This is a genomic window from Candidatus Polarisedimenticolaceae bacterium (genome assembly GCA_036275915.1).
Classification (GTDB): Bacteria; Acidobacteriota; Polarisedimenticolia; order Polarisedimenticolales; family DASRJG01; genus DASRJG01.
In genome coordinates this window covers 49,659-73,872 of the sequence record DASUCV010000010.1, presented here as the reverse complement: position 1 = coordinate 73,872, position 24,214 = coordinate 49,659, and the positions used below count along the sequence as shown (strand labels likewise).

Genomic DNA, 24,214 nt, shown 5'->3' with positions numbered 1-24,214 from the left:
CATCCCCCGCACTGTCGCTCTCAGTGGGAAGCAGCCGGTGGAGCTACAGCCGCGTTCCACATTTCCTCTTTGATTCGCCACCGGACGCCTGCGCTGCGATGGAGGACGAACAGCATCTTTCCCCAACCTTCGAACGGTGGTTTGCCGCCGGGGAACAGCACCCGCTGATGCTCGGTGCACCACTCCGACGCCCAGTCGCCGGAGACTACGATGTCGTGGCACTCCATCTCGAATTTCTCCATGCGACCGCCCGGGTATTGCGCGGTGACGTCGTTCAGGAACTTGCCGATGGCCGTCTTGCCGACGATTGGTGGGGTCGAGGGAAGAAGGCTGACCCCGTCGTCTTCCCAAAGCGCCAAGACGGCGGCGTTGTCCATGTGTCTGGTCGCCGAGTCGAGTGACTTGTTGAAGGATTCGATCGCCGACTGCGCAGCGGTCGGGTTCGCCGAAGCGTCGTGCTCGCTCCAGGGGATGAAGCAGAGAATCAGGAGTGCCTTACACAACGATCGCATTGGCCGGCTCCAAGGTTTGTGTCGAGGGTGCGTCTTGTGGCGCTGCCGAATTATTCCTTCTTCCCCATCGCGACGACGTGACCGGCCGTGATCCGAGGAGGATTCGGAAGCAGCGCCGTCATACGCTGCTTCACGAAATCTGCGGCGACGCGATTGGACTCTTCCTCGGCTTCCTTGTTCGTGTAGACGCTCACCGAAATCATCACGTTGTTTCCGGCATCGGTCCAGTAGTAGGAGATGAATCCGGGGAGCTTGCTGATCAGGGGCACGAAGCCATCCCTCACCACGCGCTCGGCTTCCTTCGGGTCTGTGACGCCCTCGTATCGGCGAACGGTCAACCACGGAAGGGCAGATGTGTTCATGATGATCTCCTCGAGTTGGTTCGATACGGCCAGTGCGACGTCTCGAGGCTACCATCAACGGGCTGACCTGACGCGGGCTACGGAGTCTACTCCTCGAGCGTGGACAGATCGCCTTCCGGCAGTCCCTGCGCCCGTGCCTTGAGCACGCGTCGCATGATCTTGCCGGAGCGCGTCTTCGGGAGCGCGGCGACGAACTCGACCTTCTCGGGGCGCGCGATCGGGCCGACCTCGTGGCCGACGTGCTCGACGAGCGCTTGCGCGAGCTCGGGCGACGGCTGCTGGCCGGCCTTGAGCATGACGTAGCTGTAGATGACGTTGCCTTTCACGTCGTGCGGGATGCCGATGGCGGCGGCCTCCGAGACGGCGCTGTGGCTGACGAGGGCCGACTCGATCTCGGCGGTGCCGAGGCGGTAGCCGGAGACCTTGATGACGTCGTCGACGCGGCCGATGATCCAGAAGTAGCCGTCGGCGTCGATGCGCGCCGAGTCGCCGGTGAAGTACTTGCCGGGAAACGTCGACCAGTACTGCTTCACGTAGCGTTCGGGGTCCTTGTAGATCGTGCGCATCATGGCCGGCCACGGCGTCGTGATGACGAGCTTGCCTTCCTCGCCGGCCTTCACCGGCTCGCCGTCTTCGTCGAGGACTTCGGCCTTGATCCCGGGGAACGGCTTGGTTCCGGATCCCGGCTTCAAGGGGAACGACGGGACCGGCGCGATCATGAACATGCCGGTTTCCGTCTGCCACCACGTGTCGATGATGGGACACCGATCCTTTCCGACGACGCGGTGATACCAGCGCCACGCTTCGGGGTTGATCGGCTCGCCCACCGAGCCCAGGAGGCGAAGCGACGAGAGATCGCGCCGGTTGGGCCACGAGTCGCCGAAGCGCATGAGGCCGCGGATCGCCGTCGGCGCGGTGTAGAGGATGTTGACGCCGTACGTCTCGACGATCTTCCACCACCGGTCGGGGTACGGGTGCGTCGGCGCGCCTTCGTAGATGATCGACGTGGCACCGAGCATGAGCGGCCCGTAGACGATGTAGCTGTGCCCCGTGATCCAACCGGGATCGGCGGCGCACCAGTAACGGTCGTCCGGCTTGATGTCGAGGCAGTACTCGAGCGTCGTCGAGACGCCGACCTGGTAGCCGCCATGCGTGTGGAGGATCGCCTTCGGCTTTCCCGTCGTGCCCGAGGTGTAGAGCATGAAGAGCGGATCTTCCGCGTCCATGACCTCGGTCGGCTCGTTCCCGGACCGGCGCGCTCCGGGGAGCGCGGCCAGCTCGTGGTAGTAGTAATCGCGCTCGGGCTCCATCGGGACGTTCTCGCCGGTGCGCTTGACCACGATCATGTGCTCGACGACGCCGGTCCGCTTCGCCGCCTCGTCGGCGATCTGCTTCAGCGGCACGATCTTGCCGCGCATGTAGCCGCCGTCCGCCGTGACGACGACCTTCGACTCCGAGTCCTCGATGCGGCCGTGGAGCGCCTCGACCGAGAACCCGCCGTAGACGACCGAGTGCACCGCGCCGATCTTCGCGCAGGCGAGCATCGCGATCGGAAGCTCGGGGATACGGGGCAGGTAGATCGTGACCCGGTCGCCCTTCTTGACGCCCATGCTCCGCAGCACGGCAGCGAACTGGCAGACTTCGCGGTTCAGCCGGTGGTACGAGTACGTCTTGACCGTCCCGTCCTCACCCTCCCAGATGAAGGCGAGCTTGTTCCTCGTGGCGGTCTTGAGGTGACGGTCGATCGCGTTGTGGACGATGTTCGTCTTCCCGCCGACGAACCACTGATAGAAGGGAGCCTTGGACGCGTCGAGCACCTTCTTCCAGGGAGCGAACCACTCGAGCGTCTTCGCACGCTGCTCCCAGAATTTTTCGAGATCGCGACCGGCCTCGTCGCGGAGCTTGTCGTAGTCCTTGACGTGGGCCTGATCGACGACCGATCGAGGCGGGGTCCAGATTCCGTCTTGCTGTCTGTCCATCGAGCGCTCCCCAAAGAGGTCCGATTCTACTTCGCCGCCACCGGGGGCTCCCAGTTGAGGGCCACGTCGAACCCCGGTTTCCCCTGGTCGCCGACGAGCGTGTTGACCACGAAGCGATCGGCGGATCGCGTGACCGCGAAGAAGGTGCGCGGGCCGGTGAGCGAGACCGTGGGCACCACGAGGCGAAAGAGCGGATGCTGCGCGCCGAGCGTGAGAGGCGAGGTGCTCTTGATCTCGACCTCGGTCAGCATGCGATTGATGTTCATGTAGTAGAGCGCCTTGCCGTCGGCGCGCCACGCCGGCTGGTCGCCGCCGCCGGTGGACACTTGCCAGCGGCTACCGGACGCGGGCACCGTCTCGACGAAGATGTCGGCGATCCCCTGTTCATCGGACACGTAGGCGACGTAGCGGCCGTCGGGCGAGAACGTCGCATGGGTCTCGTTGTTGGCCGTCTTCCTGTAAGGGACCATCTCGTGCGAGCCGTCGAGACGCAGCAGGTAGAGGTCGCTTCCCGTCTCGGGCTCGTATTGCTCGCAGATGACGAACTTGCCGTCGGGCGACACGCCGTCCGCCCAGATCGGATGCTGCGCGACGACGAGCGTTTCCTCCTCGCCGGTGCCGTCCGTGGACTTGCGCGCGAGCGAGAATCCTTTCTCGGTCGGTTCCGAGAAGACGACGGAGCGGCCATCGGGAGCGAAGTTCGCCGTTTCGGCCTCCCGCTTGCCGAACGTCAGGCGGGAGATCTGTCCGCCGGGGCGGAGGTCGACGATCCAGACGGCTCCTTCGGTGGCGCCCGCGAGCGTGCCGCCGGCCGCGAGGTGAGTCTCATCGGGCGAGAACGCCGGCTCGAAGAGGGAGTGTTCCGGAGCAACCATGCCGAGCGCTTTCCCCGTGCGATCCATCCACGTCAGCCGCATCTGCTCGCTCGCGCCCTTCCTGAGCGCGAGCGTGCCGTCGCGGGAGATCGAGAACCGGTCGGCGGCGGTGATCTGCGGATCCGTACCCACGTCCGCTGCGATGACCGCGGCGTCGCCGCGAAGCTCGCCGCGGTCCGGATCGAACCCCTGGGCCATGAGCGCGCCGCCGCGACGGAAGACGAGGTAGCCGCGCTCGTCGTACTTCGCCCCCGTGATGTCGGGGAGGAGGCGCTTTCGTTTGTCGTCGCCGAGAGTCGCCCAGTAGACGCCGCCGCGGTCGCTCGATCCGCTCGCGGTGTAAAGGTAGTGCTTGCCGTCCGGCAGGAAGGTCGGCATGCGGTGGCTCTGCTCTCCCGCCGACGCGTCGTTCCTGGTGAGAACGGCTGGGGTACCGCCTGCCGCGCTCACGCGAAAGAGACCCGAGGCGGCGGTCGGCGAGAAGAGGATGTCGCCCCCGGATCCCCAGGTCCCCCCGCGCGCGTCGGCGGCGTCGCAGATCTTGACCGGCGGCTCGCCGGTGAGCGCCACCTTCTTGAGCCGGCCCTGAGCGAAGAAGGCGATCCACTTGCCGTCCGGCGACCAGAACGGCTGGCGTGCGCCTTCCGTTCCGTTGAGCGGCTTGGCGTCGCCCGTCTCGAGGGAATGTAGCCAGAGCCCTGGGTTGCCGGCCTCTGGATTGAGCACGTAGGCGATGAAGCGCCCGTCCGGCGACACGACCGGCGGCCCTTCGAGCGTCCCCTGCGACGGGACGACCGAGAAGCGCGTCGTCGGGATCGCCTTCTCGGCGCGTGTCGGCGAACGGAACGCGAGAACGACGGCCGCGAGAAGAAAGGCCATCGCGGCCGACCATGCGACCTTCTCGCGACTGCTTCCGCGCTTCGCCTTCGCGACGGGATCGGGCTTTCCTTCGGCGATCCACTTCAGCTCGCGCGCGAGATCGCCGGCGCCGTGCCAGCGCTCTTCCGGGTCTTTCGCGAGGCAAGTCTTGATGACGCGGTCGAGCGCGGCGGGGGACGTCGGGATGACCTCCGACACGGGTCGCGGCTCGGTCGTGAGGATCGACGCGATGACGCTCGCCTGGCTCTGGCCAGGGAAGGCGCGCTGGCCGGTGACCATCTCGTAGAGGAGCGCGCCGAAGGCGAAGAGATCGGCACGCTGATCGACCGGCTTCCCCTCGAGCTGCTCCGGCGCCATGTATTGCACGGTGCCGACCATCGCGCCCATCGACGTGAGCGGCGTGGTGCGGGTCGCCATGTCGACGACCTGCTCTTCCTTGAGCTTCGCGACGCCGAAGTCAAGGATCTTGGCTCCGGCCTTCGTGAGCACGATGTTCCCGGGCTTGAGGTCGCGGTGGACGATCCCCTGCCGGTGCGCGGCGGCGAGGCCGTCGGCGATCTGCCCCGCGATCTTCAGTGCTTCGTCGAGCTTGACCGGCCCTCGCTCGAGACGCGTCGCGAGCGACTCGCCGTCGAGCAGCTCCATGACGAAGTAATCGGCATCGCCTTCCCGGCCGATGTCGTAGAGCGTGCAGATGTGCGGATGGTTCAGGGACGAGATCGCGCGCGCCTCGCGCTCGAAGCGCTCGCGCACCTCGGGGTTCTGCGACAGGTGCGCGGGGAGGATCTTCACCGCGACGTCGCGCCCGAGGCGCGTGTCCTTCGCCCGGTAGACCTCGCCCATCCCGCCCGCGCCGAGCGGCGACTCGATCACGTAGGGCCCGAGCTTCGTTCCGGGGGAGAGGCTCATCGCGTGAGGTCCGCCGACCAGTGATTCACGAGGGTCATCATGGGGCCGGTGGAGGTCACAGGCGAGACGGCGGCGACGAAGTGCTTGCCGTCGTGTGTGAACTGGCCGAACTCGAACCGGAGCGGCTGCCCTCCGAAGAGCGGGCGGCGCGTTCCGAACTCGACGCCGGCCCCTTGAACGGTCACGGGAACGGCGAAGAACTTGCCGTCGGCGTTCGCGTACCAGAGCTCGCGGCCGGCGCCGAGCCATCCTCCGACGGCGGCACCACCCGTCGAGATCTGCGACTTGCCGCCGGGTCCGGGATAGGGCGCGAGGTACATCTCGGTCTTCCCGGACTCGTCCGAGAGATAAGCGATCCAGCGGCCGTCGCGAGAGAACGCCGCGAACGTCTCGTTCGCCGGCGAGGCCGCGAAGGGGACGAGCTTGCCGTCCCCGTGAAGCGAGAGCGTGCAGACGTCGAACCCCGTCTTGGGGACGAGGCTCGAGACGAGCAGCGTCGAGCCGTCGGGCGACCAGTCGACGACGATCCCCACGGCCTCTGCTTGGGCGCTCACCTTGCGGGGAGGCGTCGCGCCGTCCACCGAACGCACCCAGAAGTATCCCGGCGTGTCGCGATAGACGACCAGCCGTCCGTCGGGTGAGAAGACGGGCGCCATGTTGTCGCGCTGGTCCGAATTCAGCTTGCTGCTCGTGCCGCGAGAGAGATCGTAGACGAGCAGGTCGCTTCCGGTCTCCGGCTTCCGGATGGCGAGGGCGGCCGTCTTGTCGTCGGGGGAGACGGCGAGCTGCATCCAGAACATCGCCGGCTCGCCGAGGGTCGCCGTGACCTTGCCGTCGAGGTCGTATACGGTGAGCTGCCTGGGGCTCAGGATCGTCCCGTTGTAATAGAGGAGCAGCCCCGTCTCCGAGAACGCGTACGTTCCCGTTCGCCGGTTCGAGTTGAACTGGACCTTCTCGGCGACCGGCACCGCCTCGCCCGACAATTTGAGCGAGGACGGATCGAACGGCTGCGCCATCAGGTTGCCGTCCCGTACGAAGGCGAGATAGCCGGGAGCGACGTAGACGCCCTCGCTGTCGACCGTCATGATCTTCGTGGACTTCTTCGTCGCGAGGTCGAGCGCGTAGATACCGTTCGTCTCGTCTGCCGACGGCTTCCCCGAGAAGTAGAGGAGCTTCTTGCCGCCGGGCAGGAAGTGCGGGTTGCGGTGGGTGACCTGCTCCTTCGCGACATCGCCGATGTCGGTGAGCGCGACCGGCTGACCGCCCGCGGCCGGGACTTGGTAGAGGGCCGCGAAGACGTTCGGCGAGAAAACGATGACGTCCCCTTCGCCCCAGGAGGCCCCGCGCCCTTCCTCGGCGGGACAGAGCGTCACGACGGCGCCGCCGGACGCCGGCACCTTCTTGAGCTTGCGGTCGGCGAAGAAGCCGATCGACTTCCCGTCCGGCGACCAGAACGGATACGTCGCTCCCTCGGTCCCGGCGAGCGGCTGCGCGACGAGGCTCGACAGCGATCGGACCCAGAGCTGGAGCGGCTTCCCCTCTTCGGCCGCGGCGTAGACGAACGCGGACCCGTCGGGCGCAAGCTTCAGCGAGGCGTTGTCACTATCGAGCTGGGCGCTTGCGGGGAGGACGATGCTCGATCGAATCAGCGGCTGGGCCGGCGGCCGGTGCAGCGTCCATCCCGTCGCAGCCGCGATCGCAGCTCCCGCGACGACGAGCGCCGAGGCCAGCCACACCGGTATACGCGGCTTGCGCGTCACGACGACCGCCGGCGCGCTTCCGCTCGTCGTCGTGGACGTGCTGCGCCCGTCGGCGATGAAGCGCAGCTCGCGCGCCAGGTCACCTGCGCTCTGCCATCGCTCCTCCGGATCCTTCGCGAGGCAGAGCTTGACGATGCGATCGACGGCGGGCGGCGACGCGGGGATCAGCTCGGAGACCGCACGCGGCTCGGTCGTGAGGATCGCGACGATCATGCTCGCCTGGCTACCGCCGTCGAACGCGCGCCTTCCCGTCAGCATCTCGTAGAGCAGCGCCCCGAACGCGAAGAGGTCCGAGCGGTGGTCGACCGGCTTCCCCTCGAGCTGCTCCGGCGCCATGTACTGGATCGTCCCGACCATCGTCCCCGCCGTGGTCAGCGGCGTCGTGCGCGTCGCCATGTCGACGACCTGCTCCTCGCGCAGCTTCGCGATGCCGAAGTCGAGGACCTTGGCACCGGTCTTCGTCAGGGCGACGTTGGCCGGCTTGAGGTCGCGGTGGACGATCCCCTGCTTGTGCGCCGCCGCGAGCGCATCGGCGATCTGCGACGCGTACTTCAGCGCCTCCTCCGGCCGCATCGCGCCGCGCTCGAGACGCGTCGCGAGCGACTCGCCCTCGAGCAGCTCCATGACGAAGTACTCGGCGTCGCCGTCGCGACCGACGTCGAACAGCGTGCAGATGTTCGGGTGATTGAGCGACGAGACGACGCGCGCCTCGCGCTCGAACCGCTCGCGCACCTCGGGGTTTTGCGAGAGGTGCGCGGGGATCAGCTTTACCGCGACGTCGCGGCCGAGGCGCGTGTCCTTCGCGCGGTAGACCTCGCCCATCCCGCCCGCGCCGAGCGGCGAGCCGATCTCGTACGGGCCGAGCTTCGTTCCGGGGGAGAGGCTCATCGTTCCAGCTCCGCGCTCCAGTTCAGGTCGATCGCGATTGCCGGTGCTTGGGGCGGGCCGGCGGGCGCCACGACGAGCACGCGCTCGCCGTCGGGGGTGAAGTCCCAGCCGGTCCAATCGGGTCGTAGCTTGAACAGCTCGTGCGGTGCCCCGGCGTGGAACGTGGCTCCGATGCTCACGTCGGCAGCCATGACGGTGCGGCCGTCGATTCCGAGGAACATCAGCTCCTTGCCCCCCTTGGTCCAGCGTTTCATCGACCCGAATTCTCCCGCGCTCGTGACCTGGGCCTTTGATCCCGCTGTGGGAAACGATTGGACGTAGAGCTCCAGGCGCCCCGACTCGTCCGAGCTGTACGCGATCCACCGTCCATCGGGGGAAACCACTCCGACCCGCTCGGCACTCTTCGATTGGAGAATCGGTGTGGGCGTGCCCTTGCCGTCGGAGGGGACCATGAGAATGTCCCAACCCGTCGTCGCGTCGGGCTGCTCGTAGACGATCGAGCGTCCGTCCGCCGTCCAGCTCGTCGGCGACTTGAAGAGCGCCCCGCCGGTGAGGATCGGGACTTCGTCGGAGCTGCCGTCGACCGGCTTGACGTAGGCGTCGACCGGTCCGTTGCGATCCGTCCCGAACGCGACGTGCCGGCCGTCGGGTGACCAGGCGACGTAGTTGGTGGTATCGACCGATCCGAAGGTCAGCCGCGAGGGCACCGGGTGGTCGACGTCCATCAGCCAGAGGTCGCTCTTCGACGTCGCGGTCCGGCGTGTGATCACGATGCGCTTCCCGTCGGGTGAAATCGCGGCGATCCCGTATCGGCCGGACGGCAACGGAACCTCGCTCACGAGGTGGCCCGCTCGGTCGTACCAGGAGAGCTGGGTGTCCTTGAAGACCCAGGCCGATCGCGCGAGGACACCGTCGCGCGAAGCGGAGAGCACTGCGGCACCGGTCCAGTCGGATGGCGCGGGGGCCGCGCCGAGGCTCTTCGGCTCGCCGACGAGCGTGCGCTTGGCCGCATCGAAGCGCTGGGCCATGAGCGTGTTTTCCCGAGGGTAGATGAGCCAGCCGGGCGATGCATAGACCGGCGCCCCCGAGGCCTTGACGAGAAACGTGCGCTCCGGACCGCTCGTCGAGCCGATGAACACGTCGAAGGTGCCCTGATCGGCAGGCATGGTCACGAAGAGGAAGTGCTTTCCGTCCGGCAAGAAGTACGGCCAGCGGTGCCCGGTCTCCTTGCGCGACGCATCGAGCGCCGTCACAGGACGCACGTCACCGCCCCCCTGCGGAACCTGGTAAATCGCGCCGGCCGACTCCGGAGCGAACACGATCGTGCCGTTCTCGCTCCACGTCGCGCCGCGCCCGTCCCCTACGTTGCAGATCGACTCCGGCGTCCCGCCGTCGATCGCGACCTTCTTGAGCTTCCCGCTCCCGAAGTAGCCGACGTAGCGCCCGTCGGGAGACCAGAACGGGAGCGAGCCGTCCTGCGTGCCCGGCAAGGCATGCGCCTCGAGGGAGTCGAGCGGGCGCAGCCACAGGGACGAGACTCCCTTCGCATCCGAGGCGAAGAACGCGAGCGTGCGCCCGTCCGGCGAGATGCGGGAGAAGACGGCATCCGGCGCCATCATCGCGGATTCCGGCGAGTCCACGACGAACCGCCGCAGCATCGTCGGGGCCACCGCGGGGGCGGGCCGCAGGAGAAGGATGATAGTCGCGGCGAGAAGAATCCCGACGACGCCCCACGCGATCAGCTCGCGGCCCTTCATCCCCTTCGCGACGATCGTGGGAGCGGGACTGGACGTGGACGGCGTTTTCCCGTCGGCGATCCAGCGCAGCTCGCGCGCGAGATCGCCGGCGCTCTGCCATCTCTGATCCGGATCCTTCGCAAGGCAGAGCGTGACGATACGGTCGAGGGCTTCGGGAGCCGTCGGGATCATCTGGGAAACCGGCCGCGGCTCGCGGTCGAGAATCGCGGCGATCACGCTTGCCTGGCTCTGTCCCTCGAACGCGCGCTTGCCGGTGACCATCTCGTAGAGGAGCGCACCGAACGCGAAGAGGTCCGAGCGGTGATCGACCGGCTTCCCCTCGAGCTGCTCGGGCGACATGTACTGAACCGTCCCGACCATCGAGCCCGCGGTCGTGAGCGGCGTCGTCCGTGTCGCCATCTCGACGACCTGTTCCTCGCGCAGCTTCGCGACGCCGAAGTCGAGGATCTTCGCCCCCGATCTCGTGAGCACGATGTTCCCCGGCTTGAGGTCGCGATGGACGATCCCCTGCTTGTGGGCCGCGGCGAGACCGTCGGCGATCTGCGCCGCGATCTTGAGCGCTTCGTCGAGCTTCAGCGGCCCACGCTCGAGTCTCGTCGCGAGCGACTCCCCCTCGAGCAGCTCCATGACGAAGTAGTCGGCGTCACCGTCGCGGCCGATGTCGTAGAGCGTGCAGATGTGCGGGTGATTGAGCGACGAGATCGCGCGCGCCTCGCGCTCGAACCGCTCGCGCACCTCGGGGTTCTGAGAGAGATGCGTGGGGACGATCTTGAGCGCGACGTCGCGGCCGAGGCGCGTGTCCTTCGCCCGGTAGACCTCTCCCATGCCGCCGGCCCCGAGAGGGCCGGCGACCTCGTACGGGCCGAGACGTGTGCCGGGGGAAAGGCTCACCGCTTGGCCTTGGCGGGATCGAGGCTCTGCCAGCCGTCGAGAACGACGAGCTGCCGCGGAACCCCCGGGAGGAACTTCCGCTTGATCATGAGGAAGCGGCCGTCGGCCGTGATGTCATAGTTCCGAACGGGGGGCGTGCGAAGGTCGTATTGACCGCCGAACAGCTTCTTCGGAGCCTCGGCGCGGAAAGTCGCTTTCGTGTCGACCGCGGCCGCCATCACGTCGACGCCGGAGAGGAAGAAGATCTCTCGGCCGTCGTGGGACCACACCGGGTCCAGTCCCCCGCCGGTCGAGACCTGCCATCGACCGCCGCCGGTGGGGATCGTCTCGACGTACACCTCGTCGGACCCGCTCTCGGTCGAGGTGTAGGCGACGAAGCGCCCGTCGGGCGACATCGCGGGAGCGTACTCGGAGGCCGTAGGCGTCGCAAAGAGCGGCGTGATCGTCTTCAGATCGGGCTCGAGGATCTTCACGTCGATGCTCTCGGACGCGTCGGTCAAGAGCATCCGCTGGCCGCCGGCGAGCCATGCGTCCGCGAAGCCGAGCGTCGACGACGCCTTGAGCAGGATCTCGGCGCCGGTGCCGTCGGCGGCCTTCTTCGCGAACCCGACGCTGCCGCTGCGCCCCCGCGTGTAGATGATCCACTTGCCGTCTGGTGTCCAGAGCGGGTGGCCGTGCCCCTGATTGAACGTGAGACGCTGCATGTGCTGCGTGGCGAAGTCCATGAGGTAGATGTCGTCGTCCGCCGAGGCTCCGCTCCCGATGTCGACGGCGAGGGTCTTGCCGTCAGGAGAGACGCGTGGAAGGTTGTATTCGGCCAGGGGCGCGGCCAGCTCGGTTTCGTGCCCCTGCCGATCGACGAGGACGAGGGCGCGCTCGCTCGGGATCGCGTCCTTCGGGGCGAGCGCGACGACGCCGGCCTCGCTCACGGCAAAGAAGCCGGCGCCGCTACTCGTCTCGCCGCCGACGTGCTCCTGGATCGCGAACGCCGAGCCGGTCGCCTTCAGCGCATCGGCATCGAAGCGTACGGCCATGAGCGTGTCCTGGTGCTGGTACACCAGGTACCCCGCGGCGGTGTAGCGGGCCATGCGCGCGCCTTCGAGGATCGTCGTCCGCTTGCCGCTCGCGAGGTCGACCGCGTCGATCTTCGAGCCGTCGTAGTCGCCGGGACTCGACATGTCGCCGACGGTGAAGATCACCGTCTTCCCGCCGGGGAGCACCTGCGGCCAGCGATGGCTCCGCTCGGCACGCGCCGGATCGAGCTTGGTGACGTCGACCGGTGATCCGCCGGTCGCCGGGACCCGCTTCAACGCTCCGTTGTACAGCGGGGAATAGATGAGGGAGCCGTCCGGCGTCCACGAGAGCCCCCGCGGAGCGCGTGCCTCGGCAAGGATCACCGCCGTGCCGCCGTCCACGGGAACCTTCCTGAGAGAGCCGTCGGCGAAGAAGGCGATCCAGCGTCCGTCGGGAGAGAGACGCGGCTCGTCGGCGCCGGTGGTTCCGGGAACCTCGGTGGCCTCGAGCCGATCGAGCGGGCGCTTCATGATCGCGACGGGTCCGTTTCCCTCGGCCAAGAAGAGGAGCATGCGCCCGTCCGCCGAGAGGTCGATGATCGGCCGATCGGTGCGTCGTATGTAGTGATCGGGCGGCACGACGATGCCGAGCGCGGTGGGGGCGCGCGGTGCGGGAGGCGGTGCGGCCGCGTGACGAGACGTGCCGAGCACGATCGCGGCAGCGATCGCGACGAGCGCGATCGCCCAGGGAATCCAGTTCGCCCGAGACGGGACGGCGACCACCTCGTCGGTGGAGGTCGTCTCTTGCAGGATGATCCGCGCGTCGCCGATGTCGCGGAGGCGATTCTTCGGATTGCGCTCGAGACAGCGCCGCAGGAGATGGCGCACCGCGGCCGGCGTCGACGCAGGGACCTTCGAGAAGTCGATCTCGCTCTTGAGCACTCCCGCGAGCGTGTCGCTCACCGTGTCCGCCTCGAACGGCGAGACGCCGGTGAGCATCTCGTAGAGCACGACGCCAAACGCCCAGATGTCCGCGCGCCGGTCGATGGCGCCGCCGCGCGCCTGCTCGGGCGCCATGTACGCCGCGGTGCCGAGGATCATCCCGAGCTGCGTCCCCTGCACCGAGGTCATCGTGGGCGAGTTCATGAGCGTCGGCGAAGATCCGGACGCGATCGCCGGCGACCCATCCATCGCCTTCGCGAGGCCGAAGTCGAGAACCTTGACCTTGCCGTCGACCGGCGCCTTCACGTTCTGCGGCTTGAGATCGCGGTGGACGATCCCCTTCTCGTGCGCCTCCTCGAGTGCCTCGGCGATCTGCCGCCCGATCGCGATGCATTCGGGGACAGGCAACGGCCCGCTCGCGAGACGCTCCGCGAGCGTCGGCCCGGGCACCAGCTCCATGACGAGCGCGCGCACGCCGCTCGATTCTTCGAGCCCGAAGATCGACGCGATGTGGGGATGGTGAAGCTGCGCCAGCGTCACCGCCTCGCGCTCGAACCGGGCGAGGCGCTCGGCGTCCTGCGTGAACGCCTCCGGCAGGACCTTGATGGCGACCTCGCGCCGGAGCTTCGTGTCGGTCGCGCGATAGACGGCGCCCATCCCCCCTTCGCCGAGGGGGCCGGTGATCTCGTAAGGGCCGAGTTTCGAGCCGGGGATCAGAGACACGGGGCGAATTCTGTCAGAAATTCAATTTTTCGCGACCGTCTTCTGGAGGCGCTCGGCGAATCCCGTGTCGATGTCGACGGTGCGCATCTCCGTGACCCCCGCCGCGCCTCGGAAGGTGAAGAAGCGCTTGCCGTCGGGAGAGATGCCGAAGGTCGAGATCGTGTTCTGTATCGCGACCCGGTCGAAGAGCCGCTCCGGCCGGCCCGCGCTGAAACCCTGCGTGCTGTCGATCTTGACGACGTAGAGCACGCCTCCCCACCGGTAGAACAGCTCTTTCCCGTCCGCGCTCCAGCGCGGCTCGGTCCCCTGCGGCGTCGAGATCTGCCACCGCGCATCCCCGGTCGGATACGGGCGGACGAAGATCGAGGGCATCCCGCTCTCGCTCGAGTTGTACGCGAGGAACCGGCCGTCGGGCGACAGGACGGCATTTCCCTTGGATCCGGGCCCACCGACGAGCAGCCTCGGCGTCCGCTCGCCTTCGAGCGGCAGGAGCGAGATCTCCCCTTTCGTTCCCGTCGCGTCGAGTCCGTTGAACAAGAGACCCTTTCCGTCGTGGGAGAAGCCGCTGGGGAGGAGGGTTCGCTGCTTCTCGAGCAAGACCTCCTGGTCGGCGCTGCCGTCACTGGCCTTCCACGCGATCTGCCACAGGTTCTGCTGCGATTTCGGGCCCTGCAGGCGCGTGCCGAAGACGATGCGCTTGCCGTCGGGAGACCAGATCGCCCGCGAGATGTACTGCCCCGTCGTGAGACGCGTCATCGAGTCGCGCTCGAGGTCGTACACCCAGAGATCGGACACGCCACCTTCGCCGCCGGTCAGCGCGACGCGCTTGCCATCCGGCGAGAGCGCCAGCTCGTTGTAGGGCGCCTCGGGAATCGGCACCGAGCTCTCGGTACCGTCGCGGCCGACCCACAGCTCCTTCCAATGCTGGCCGACCTCGCCGGGGACCCAGACCGCCCGGCCGTCGCCGGAAAGCGCGAAGGCGACGGCGCCGGTGCTGACGTCGGTCGAGACACCTTCGATGACGGGAAACGGCGTCCCCTTCGTCGTGAGCGAGTGGAGATCGAACTTGACCGCGTAGAGCACGCCGCCGCGCGCGAAGACGAGGTAGCCGCCCGGCGCGTAGCGCGCCATGCTCGCCCCTTCGAGAACGACCTTGCGCTCGCCGGTCGCCGGTCGCACCGCCTCGATGCGAGCATCGTCGTAGTACTCGGTCGAGCTCTGATCGTCGCAGGTGAAGAGCACCGCCTTTCCGCCGGGGAGCGCGTCCGGCCAGCGGTGCGTGCGCTCGCCGCGCGAGTCGTCGAGCGTCGTCACCTGCTCGAGCGCGCCGCCGGTCTCCTTGACGCGGGCGAGCGGATTCGTAGCGTTGGGGACGATGTACAGATACCCATCCTCGCTCCAGGTCGCGCCGCGCGGTGTGGGTGTCGCTTCGGCGAGGCGCGCCGGCGGCCCTCCCGCCACCGGCATCTTGAACAGCTTGCCGTCGCGGAAGAACGCGAGCCATGCTCCGTCCGGCGAGAAGAACGGTGACGTCGCGCGCTCGGTGTCGGGAAGGATGCGGGGCGCGACCTCGTCCTCGGTCCGGAGGAGGAGGTGCGGGACGGCGCCGGCGTCGAGCACCACGAGGGCCTGGACCTTGCCGTCGCGCGAGACGGCGACGTTGACCTGGTCGTTCGTCGTGATCGAGAGCCCCTGCGGGATGGCAAGCGCCCAGCGCGTACCCGTAGCGCGAGCGGCCGGCGGTCGATGCATCCACCACCCGGCCCCCCCTGCGAGCAGCAGGAGGAGCGGGACGGCGGCGATGACGCGGCGCGTGGTTCCGGGTGCCGCCGATGGAGCCGCGGCGACTTCGGCGCGCGGCGGAGCGCCGAGCGCGATCCTGGCCTCTCCGATGTCGCGAAGGCGCAGCTTCGGATCGCGCTCGAGGCAGCGCGCAAGGAGGTCGCGGAGGCTGCGATCGCTCACCTTCGAGAGATCGATCGTCTTCGTGAGCACGGCGGCGATCGTGTCCGAGATCGTCTCGCCTTCGAACGGACGCTGCCCGGTGATCATCTCGTACACGACACATCCGAACGCCCAGATGTCGGATCGCTTGTCGACCGGCCGACCGCGCGCCTGCTCCGGGCTCATGTACGCCGCGGTGCCGAGGATGAGACCGATCGCCGTCCCCGCGCTCGTCATCGTGGGGACGATCGTCGGCGTCGACGTGGGCCCGCCGCTCATGGCATCGCCCGTGACCGCCTTCGCGAGGCCGAAGTCGAGGATCTTCACGTCGCCGCCCTGCGTAAGCTTCACGTTCGCGGGCTTGAGGTCGCGGTGCACGATCCCGCGCTCGTGCGCGTACTCGAGGCCGTCGGCGATCTTCTTCGCGATCGCGACGACCTCGTCGTGCGGGATCGGCCCCTTCTTGATCCGCTCCTCGAGCGTGTCGCCCGGCACCAGCTCGAGCGCCAAGAAACGGATGCCGTCGACCTCGTGGAAGCCGAAGATCGATGCGATGTTCGGGTGATGGAGCTGCGCCAGCACCTGCGCCTCACGCTCGAACCGGGCGAGGCGTTCGGAGTCCGACGCGAAAGCGGCCGGCAGCACCTTGATGGCGACGTCACGCTTGAGCGAGGTGTCGGTCGCCAGGTAGACCTCGCCCATCCCGCCTTCGCCGATCTTCGAGGCGATCTCGTAGGTGCCGAGGCGTTGGCCGGGGGTGAGGAGCATGAAGGCGGGATTCTAAGCGACCTTTGTCGAGTTCGTCTGACTCAACGCTTGGCGCGCAGCCGCAGCACGATCGGTTCGACCTTGCCCGCGCTGTGCTCTTCCGCGACGGCGACGAGGATCCCTGCGAGACACTGCTCGCAGATGACGACGTGATCGGTTCCCACCAGGATGCTGCGAGAGAGGCTCGCCGCGTGGCAGAAGCCGCACATCGCCGACCCGGCGTCGAGTCGTTCGGAGGATCGGGCGGAGTCGGTCGCATGGTCGAGCACGACGGTGACGGCTTCCTTCACGCACCGGTCACAGATCTGCGCCCGGTCGCCGGCGATCATCTTGTGGACCTCGGCCTCGGCGGCGCCGCAGAAGCTGCACCAAAGGGTATCGGCGACCGGCTCCGCTTCCCTCGGCGAAGGTTGTGACGAACGACGTTGACTCATCGTTCTACCGCGTCACCGTCACGTTCGCCGTCGTCGAGCGGCTCGGGTCCGAGATCGACGTCGCGCGCACTCGGACCGTCGCCGAGAACGGGAGATCGGATGCGCACGGGCCCGCGTAGGTCGCGGGCGCGCCGCTCCCGGTCGTGGCGGGAAAGATCGTGCCGCAGTTGCCGGCATCGCAGAGGCTGCCTTCGAGCGACCACGCCACCCCGGCGTTCGCCGAATCGTTCGAGACCGTCGCTGTGAGCGTGACGCGGTCGCAGTTCGCGATCGTCGCCGATGCCGGGTCGATCGTCACCGCGATCGGCGTGATTCCGACCGTCACGAAGGAGACGCCGATGCTCTCGGGATCCGAATCCGAGACGGCGGTCACCGCGACGGTGGCGGGAACCGGCGCCACTTGCGGCGCCGTGTAGCGCGCCGTTTGGGGGCTGAGCGAGGTGACGGTACCGCACGCAGCGCCGTTGCAGCCGGTACCCGCGACCCGCCAATGCACGCTGTCGCCGATGCCGATCGACTCGGTCGTCACGGTGGCGGAGAAGTCGGCGGCGGTCGATGGAGGCACGACGGCGTCGGCAGGAGCCACCGTGACGGTGGCCGCGCCACCGCTCGCGACGGGCGTCGTCCCCACGCCGTTGCAACCGACGCCCGACGCCAGGGCGATCGCTCCGATGAGCCGGACGCTCGCTCGCATGTGAGGCACTCCCGTGCCTTTCATGTACCACGAGAGCGCGCCATCGAGTAGGGGACGGCTTGCCCGCCGTCCCCCTCTAGGAGAGAAATGCGGCGCTTTTTCTACCGCTCCGGCTTCCAGTCGGGAACTCGTCCCGGAGTCCACGGCGCACCGGCGGCCTCGGCGGCGGCCTCGATCTTCGTGAGATCCGTGAGGATCAGCGTCCGCAGTTTGTCGAGGACCGGCTTGAACTCGGTCGCGGCGATCTCGTAGTTGCGCTTCTGCGTTGCCGTGGGAGCGGAGGTCGCATCCCAGCCGCCGGTGACGATCGCCTGGACGCGATCGGCCAGCGACGGCGGCGTCGATTCGTTGCGGGACGCGCGCGTCGCATCGCCGTTCAGCTCGAGATCGATGTCCTTCAACCGAAGCGCGACCGCGCGAAGATCCGCGAGGAGCTTCGGATCGGCCCCCGGCGTGTCCATGAGTGCCTTCTCGAGGGTGTCGATGCGCGTCTGGGCCTCGCCCTGCGAGCGCTGCGCGCCGAGGACCGCGCGCTGCAAGCGCCCGGACTTCTCCTCGAAATCGAGGAGCGCCTTGCGATCGGCGGCGGGGAGAGAGGCCGTGCCGACGGGAACGGCCTCGAACTCCTGTTGCGCGCCGAGCGGCGTGACGACGTCGCCGACGCGCTTCGCCATCGAGACGCTGTAGCGCCCGGGCGCTGCGAGCGGGCCCACCGGCAGACGGTCCCACGGGTCGGGCTCGCCCGCGCTGAGGTTCGTCGGATCGAAGGCGGGATAGCGGAGATCCCATGCGACGCGTGAGAAGCCGGCGGTCACGGGTCCGGTGAGCCGCCGCACGACGTTCCCCTCGTGGTCCTTGATCGTGAGGATGATCGCCGGCGCCTGCTCCCGGTCTTCCTTCCTCAATGCGTCCCAGCCCGGGTAGGGCGTGTCCTCGCCCTTCTTCGCCTTGGCCTTCTCGTCGTCGAGGCGGGTCTTCCGGAGGGTTTTCAGCTCGTCCTTCAAGTAATAGGTGACGACCGCTCCGAACGGTGGGTTCGGCGCGGTGAAGAACCGGTCGCCGTTGAACCCCTTGTCACGGCCCCCGCCCGGGCTCTTGGGGATGTACATCCACGCGTTGCGGACCGGGTAGAGCTTGGCCTCTTCGCCCAGCGACGCCTCGGTGACGCCTCGCAGCATCCGGTAATCGTCGAGGATGTAGAAGCCCCGGCCGAACGTGGCGAGGACGAGATCGTTCGCCTGGGCCTGGATCGCGAGGTCCCGCACCTGGATCGTCGGAAGCCCGCCCTTGAGCTGGATCCAGTGCGCGCCGCGATCGACGGTGAAGAAGACGCCGAACTCGGTTCCGGCGAAGAGCAGGTCGGGCGTCGTCGGATCCTCGGCGAGCGCATAGACGGTGCCGCGCTCCGGCAAGTTGCCGGAGATCGCCTTCCACGAGCGGCCGGTGTCGGAGCTGGCGACGACGTACGGCTTGAAGTCGCCCTTCTTGTGGTTGTCGAAGCTCGCGTACATCGTCGACGCGTCGTGCTGCGAGAAGATGACGCGCGACACGTAGCTCTCGTCGGGGACGCCGGGAAACTTGTCGGTCTTGCGCCAGGCGTTGCCGCCGTCGTCCGAGATCTGGATGAGACCGTCGTCGGTGCCGACGGCGAGCACCCCTTCCTTCTTGAAGCTCTCGGAGAGCGCGACGATGTTGCCGTAGAACGACGTCGAGGCGTTCTTCGCCACTGCGTCGACGCTCTGGACGCGGCCCATCACCTTGAGCTGGTTGCGATCGGTCTGGCGTGTGAGATCCGGGCTGACCGGCCGCCATGTGTCGCCGCGATCGTCGCTGCGGAAGACGCGCTGCGCGGCGAAGTAGAGGCGCGCGTGATCGTGGGGGCTGATGATCAGCGGCGAATCCCAGTTCCACCGTAGGCCCGGCTCACCGGCCGCGGGGAACGGCTGCACGTCGATCTGCTCCCCCGTTCGCTTGTCGTAGCGGACGAGCGCGCCGTGCTGCGCCTCGGAGTAGACGATGTTCGGATCGGTCGGGTCGACGACGGTCTGGAAGCCGTCGCCGCCGGTCGTGATGTACCAGTCGGAGTTGACGATGCCGTGGACGGTCATCGTGCGCGACGGCCCGCCGAGGCTGTTGTTGTCCTGCGTGCCGCCGTAGACGTTGTAGAACGGCGCCTGGGTGTCGAGCGCCACCTTGTAGAACTGCGCGAGCGGAAGGTTCTCCGACCAGGTCCACGTCGCGGCGCGGTCCCACGTCTCATAGAGGCCGCCGTCGCAGCCGTCGATGAGGTGGTCGGTGTTCTCCGGGTCGATCCAAAGCACATGGTTATCGACGTGCTTGTACTTCTCGCCGACCTTGTGGAACGACTTCCCGGCGTCCTCGGTGACTTGCATCCAGGTATCCATCGCGTAGACGCGGCTCTCGTTCTTGGGGTCGACGAAGATCTCGTTGTAGTACTGCGGGCTCGACGGGCTGTAGCCGCCCTGCTTCGTCCAGTTGCCGCCCTGATCGGTCGAGCGGAAAAATCCGCCTTCTTTGTTGGCCGCCTCGACGACCGCGTACACGGTGTCGGGCTTCGATGGGGCGATGGCGAGGCCGATCCGCCCCATGTCGCTCTTGGGGAGGCCGTTCTCGAGCTTCTTCCAGATCGTGCCGCCGTCGACCGATTTCCAGATGCCCGAACCCGGCCCGCCGTCGATGAGCGTCCAGACGTGCCGGCGCCTCTGATAGGCCGCGGCGTAGAGCACGTCGGGATTGCGCGGATCCTGCGCCACGTCGGTGATCCCGGTGTTCTCGTCGACGGTGAGGATCGCCTTCCAGGTCTTGCCGCCGTTGTCGGTTCGATAGAGGCCGCGGTCGCCTCCGGAATTCCAGAGCGGCCCCTGGGCCGCGACGAGCACGATGTTCGAGTCACGCGGATCGACGAGGATCTTCGAGATGTGCTGCGAGTCCTTGAGACCCATGTTCTCCCACGAGGCCCCGCCGTCGGTCGACTTGTAGATGCCGTCGCCGTACGACACGCTGCGCTGCGAATCGTTCTCGCCGGTCCCGAGCCACACGACGAGCGGATTCTTTGGATCGAGCGTGATGCAGCCGATCGAATACGACCCTTGGTCGTCGAAGATCGGTGTCCAGGTCGTTCCCGCGTTCGTCGTCTTCCAGACGTTGCCCGACGCGGCGGTGATGTAACGGACGGCGTTGTTGCGCGGATCGACCGCGACGTCGGTGATCCGTCCCGAGATCATCGCCGGCCCGATGCCGCGGAACGCGAGGCCACCGAAGGTCGACGACTTCATCTTGGTCTTGTCGTCCTTCTCCTTCTCTTTGTCCTTGTCCTTCTCTTTATCCTTGGCCTTGTCCTTCGCCTTCGCGTCGTCCTTCGCCTTCTTGTCGACCGGCTTCTGCGGCGTGTCGGCGGCGGGAACGAGCGTGGAGAGAACGAGACAGACCACGGCGAGCGAGGCGAATCGTCTGGTGATCACGGCGGAATCTCCCCAACAGGCAAAGGTGCCTAGAGCGCGGATTCTATGCCTATTTGAAGATCGTACTGATGAGCCAGGGGAGGAGCTCGAAACCGGGGCCGTGCTCGACGTCGCTGATCGTCATCGTGCGGGGATCGTCGGGAATCTTGGGCACCACCCGGAAACGATCCTGAGACGCCTTCGCCTTCGCCTCGTCGGCGTCACGCCGCTCGGCCGCGCGCTCGCCCCCGATCTTGATCCAGTGAAGGGCCGCTTCGAGCTCGGTCGCGTCGAACCAGATGCCGTGGTGCCGGCAAGAGTCGAGGAGAATGCCGCTGATCTTCGAGAAGTTGATCCGCGTCATCGCGGTCTTGCACACGGGGCACGGGCGGTAGAACGGTCCGCCGGTCTGCGGCACCACCTTCGGCCGTGCCGCGATCTCGTCCCGTATCGTCTTCGCGTCGGCCTCGGGGGCAGCACTCGCGCGCTCGCGCGTCTCGAGCGCCTCGAACGCGTCCTCGCCGAGCCAGAGTCCTCCGCAGCGCGTGCACTCGAGGGCCGAGAAGCCGCTCTCGCCGAGCGAGCGGCTCCGAAGAAGGTGACCCGAGCCGCAGGCCGGGCAGACGCGGTCGGTGGGATCGGCGGCGATCTCTTCCGGAGCGATGGGCGTGCCGCAATGGTGGCAGAACTTCGCGTGGTCGCTGATCCGTGCGAGGCACGACGGGCAGACGGTCTCGAGATCCTGGTCGTGGATCGTGAAGTCGGAGCCGCAATAGCGGCACGAGAGCGCTCCGCCTTCGCGCGCGGCGCCGCACGAGGCGCAGCGCACGACCGCCGCGTCGACCGCGTGGACCTCGGGGACGGTCACTTGCTGCCCGCAGCGGCAGCGGAACTTCGCGCCGACCGCGAGGGCCGCGGCGTCGTACTGGCGGTGGCAGTTCGGGCAGGCGACGAGGCGGTGCACGGGGGAATGCTATCGGATCACGGGGCGCGGTAATAGCTCTTGATCACCGCGAGCGCCGGCTTCCCTTGCGGCGTGAAGTCTCTCTCGGCGCGTGGCCCTTCCGGCCCGGACGGATGCCACTTCCAAACGAAAGTCCCGCCGAACCACGGCTTCCCCCAGAACGTGCCGAACATCGCGGCGAACGCGTCGTGTTGGAGACCGAGATCGACGTCACCGTCGGTAACCCACACCCACGGTTGCTTCAACGCGCCGGCGTGCGACTTGAAGCCGATCTCGGTGAAGACCACCGGCTTCCCGGTGCGCCGGCCGAGCGCCTCGAGCCTCGCGGCGATCGGCTTCCATGCGGCCTCGATCGCCTTCTCGTCGGGACGGTCGACGGTCGCCAGCGGGTAGTAGGCCTGCACGCCGATGAAGTCGAGGTCGTTCCAGAACGCGATGCGCTCCGCTTCTTCGTTCCAGTTCGCCGCGTAGGTGAGCTTGCCGTGGTAAACGGCGCGAACGTGGGCGATGACCCGCTTCCAGTCGTCGGTACGGCCGCTCGCCTTGGCCAGCTCGGTGCCGACGGCGAGCGCCTCGAAGCCGTTCGCCTCGGCGAGACGCGCGTAATGGAGGATGAACGCCTCGTAGGACGCGAACCACTTCGCCCACTCGTCGTCGGTGGCCATCGCGATGTCGCCCTGCCACGCGCCGTGACGGACCCAGAGGTGCGGCTTGAGGAGCGTCTTGATGCCGAGGGCGCGCGCCGCCGTCGCCGTCGCGACGAGCCCGGAGTCGGTCTCGCCCCAGAGTCCCCTTTCCCCCGAGAAACGGACCTCCGGAACGTCCAGCCCCACCGCCCAGCCGAACGGAGTCTGCGAGATCCAGCCGGCGCCGAGGTCGTGAAGCGGCGCGAGCGCGGTTCCGTCGATCGGCCCTGCCGCCTCCCAGCAGACGCCCTTCATCTTCTCCGCCGCCTCCGCATGCGGAAGCGCGGCGATCCCGACAATCAAGAGAGCCCAAGGGAGAAACCTGCGATGCATCTCGGGATTATGCGCCTTGCCGCGATGGCGGCGGCGGCGCACACTATCCGCTTCAGGGAGATCACGATGCGTCTGCGATGGGTCCTCGGCGCCGCGTTCGTTCTCGCGTCGTCTCTCGTCTTCGCCGACTCGTCGCTGCTCCTCAACGACGGGCAGGTCATCAAGGGAACGGACATCCGCCGCGACGGCGAGTCGTATCTCATCACGATGGCCGGCGGCAACGTCGTCGCGTTTCCGGCGGCGCTCGTCAAGCAGGTCAACCTCGTCGACGACGGTCCTCCGAAGGCGCCCCCGACGTGGGACTACTCGGGACCGAAACAGCTCGCCGGCCCCGGCGCGCCTGTGAACCAGGATCCCAACGATCAGCTGAAGGTCCTCGGGCCGCCGACGCGGTGGTCGAAAGACGCGGTCGACACGACGTGGGTCCCGACGAATGCGTACGACCCCAGCGTCGACGTGTTGGCGAACAGCCGGTCGAAGTGGTCGAAGGACGCCGTCGATACGAGCTGGGTTCCGACCAACGCCTACGACATGAACAAGGACGTCATGGCGAACAGCAAGTCGAGCTGGTCGAGCAACGCCGTCGACACGACGTGGAAGCCCCAGGACGGATTCGGATTCAAGCCGCTCGCCTACAAGGGCAGCGGCCCGCCGCCGACGCCGGAACAAGAAGTCGCCGCGCTCACCGCGCCGGCCCCCTACACCCGTCCAACGGGTCCGAGCCCGTGGGGATGCGCCGAAGCGATCTTCGCGAAGGATGCGGACAAGCCCGCCGATCCCCAGAGCCGTGCTCCGTCGCTCGACGTCAAGCCGGTCAAGACGCCGCTCTATGCGTCGCTGGGGTTACCGCTCTACGAAGCGAATTCTCAAATCGAGGGCAAGCCGCGCAGGGCGGTCTTCACGATCACCGGCGGGCAGTGCCGCCTGGTCGGCGGCGACTCCGATGCGATCCTCGGCTTGAACCTCGCACCCGACCACGCGATGGCCCAGAGCAACGCCTCGTTCAACGCGGCGCTCGCGGCGCGTGGCGGCGGCCCGGTCGTGCCGGGCGGTGTCGACAAGCTCGACTACGCCTACGCGCTCGTCTCTCTCACCGATCCGCAGGTGAGCGGCGCCGGCGGCGGCACGTTGAAGCTCGTCACGAAGCCGGACGAGATCAAGAAGCTGGCCGCCGGGACCCCCGCTTCGTGCACGCTCCCCAAGAGCAAGCGTCGCCGGCAAGAGCAGAATGCGACGTCCGCGTTCGTCACACCGAAGATCTCGGCGGGGAAAGAAGGCGACGTCGTCACCTTCCTCACCTGGTCGGGCGCGACCGGCACCCTCTACAGCAACACGGTCGTCCTGGCGCGCGGCGGCGTCGTCTCCGCGAGCCGTGGTGTTGTCGCCTCGCATTTCGGGCCGCACAAAGATTAATGGGGACATTCTGCTTTTTGTTTCAGA

14 protein-coding genes are annotated in these 24,214 nt (G+C 67.7%); 1 reads left to right on the top strand and 13 read right to left on the bottom strand.

Translation table 11 applies throughout. The features are described from left to right. Positions 1-20: 20 nt before the first annotated feature. The 13 genes from VFV19_09085 to VFV19_09025 all read right to left on the bottom strand — a co-directional run bounded on the left by VFV19_09085 (position 21) and on the right by VFV19_09025 (position 22,774). On the bottom strand, positions 21-503 hold the full coding sequence (locus tag VFV19_09085) for a DUF4440 domain-containing protein (protein ID HEX4824455.1): 483 nt from the start codon (positions 501-503) through the stop codon (positions 21-23). A 59-nt stretch (positions 504-562) separates the two neighbouring features. Then, on the bottom strand, positions 563-874 hold the full coding sequence (locus VFV19_09080) for a hypothetical protein (protein HEX4824454.1): 312 nt from the start codon (positions 872-874) through the stop codon (positions 563-565). An 86-nt stretch (positions 875-960) separates the two neighbouring features. Beyond that, positions 961-2,853 carry an acetate--CoA ligase gene (acs, locus tag VFV19_09075; protein ID HEX4824453.1) on the bottom strand — a complete coding sequence of 631 codons (1,893 nt, stop codon included), beginning with the start codon at positions 2,851-2,853 and terminating at the stop codon, positions 961-963. A 26-nt stretch (positions 2,854-2,879) separates the two neighbouring features. Continuing rightward, positions 2,880-5,516 carry a protein kinase gene (locus VFV19_09070; GenBank protein ID HEX4824452.1) on the bottom strand — a complete coding sequence of 879 codons (2,637 nt, stop codon included), beginning with the start codon at positions 5,514-5,516 and terminating at the stop codon, positions 2,880-2,882. Continuing rightward, positions 5,513-8,164 carry a protein kinase gene (locus VFV19_09065; protein ID HEX4824451.1) on the bottom strand — a complete coding sequence of 884 codons (2,652 nt, stop codon included), beginning with the start codon at positions 8,162-8,164 and terminating at the stop codon, positions 5,513-5,515. Before VFV19_09065 ends, VFV19_09070 begins: the two co-directional genes overlap by 4 nt. Then, positions 8,161-10,812 carry a protein kinase gene (locus VFV19_09060; GenBank protein HEX4824450.1) on the bottom strand — a complete coding sequence of 884 codons (2,652 nt, stop codon included), beginning with the start codon at positions 10,810-10,812 and terminating at the stop codon, positions 8,161-8,163. Before VFV19_09060 ends, VFV19_09065 begins: the two co-directional genes overlap by 4 nt. Beyond that, positions 10,809-13,490 carry a protein kinase gene (locus VFV19_09055; protein ID HEX4824449.1) on the bottom strand — a complete coding sequence of 894 codons (2,682 nt, stop codon included), beginning with the start codon at positions 13,488-13,490 and terminating at the stop codon, positions 10,809-10,811. Before VFV19_09055 ends, VFV19_09060 begins: the two co-directional genes overlap by 4 nt. Before the next feature lie 21 nt (positions 13,491-13,511). Then, positions 13,512-16,202 carry a protein kinase gene (locus VFV19_09050; protein ID HEX4824448.1) on the bottom strand — a complete coding sequence of 897 codons (2,691 nt, stop codon included), beginning with the start codon at positions 16,200-16,202 and terminating at the stop codon, positions 13,512-13,514. Positions 16,203-16,243: 41 nt separating this feature from the next. After that, complete coding sequence (locus tag VFV19_09045) at positions 16,244-16,636, bottom strand: ClpX C4-type zinc finger protein (protein ID HEX4824447.1); 393 nt, start codon at positions 16,634-16,636, stop codon at positions 16,244-16,246. Positions 16,637-16,640: 4 nt separating this feature from the next. Next, complete coding sequence (locus VFV19_09040; GenBank protein HEX4824446.1) at positions 16,641-17,330, bottom strand: hypothetical protein; 690 nt, start codon at positions 17,328-17,330, stop codon at positions 16,641-16,643. A gap of 101 nt (positions 17,331-17,431) precedes the next feature. Next, on the bottom strand, positions 17,432-20,812 hold the full coding sequence (locus VFV19_09035; GenBank protein ID HEX4824445.1) for a hypothetical protein: 3,381 nt from the start codon (positions 20,810-20,812) through the stop codon (positions 17,432-17,434). 49 nt (positions 20,813-20,861) lie between these two features. After that, positions 20,862-21,755 (bottom strand): zf-TFIIB domain-containing protein, encoded by an 894-nt coding sequence (locus tag VFV19_09030; GenBank protein ID HEX4824444.1) that lies wholly within the window; start codon positions 21,753-21,755, stop codon positions 20,862-20,864. Between the two features lie 17 nt (positions 21,756-21,772). Next, positions 21,773-22,774 carry a hypothetical protein gene (locus VFV19_09025; protein ID HEX4824443.1) on the bottom strand — a complete coding sequence of 334 codons (1,002 nt, stop codon included), beginning with the start codon at positions 22,772-22,774 and terminating at the stop codon, positions 21,773-21,775. Between VFV19_09025 and VFV19_09020 the strand changes: the two genes are divergently transcribed. Continuing rightward, positions 22,769-24,187, top strand: a complete 1,419-nt coding sequence (locus VFV19_09020; protein ID HEX4824442.1) for a hypothetical protein — start codon at positions 22,769-22,771, stop codon at positions 24,185-24,187. The two genes, VFV19_09025 and VFV19_09020, sit on opposite strands and share 6 nt — an antisense overlap. Positions 24,188-24,214: the final 27 nt, after the last annotated feature.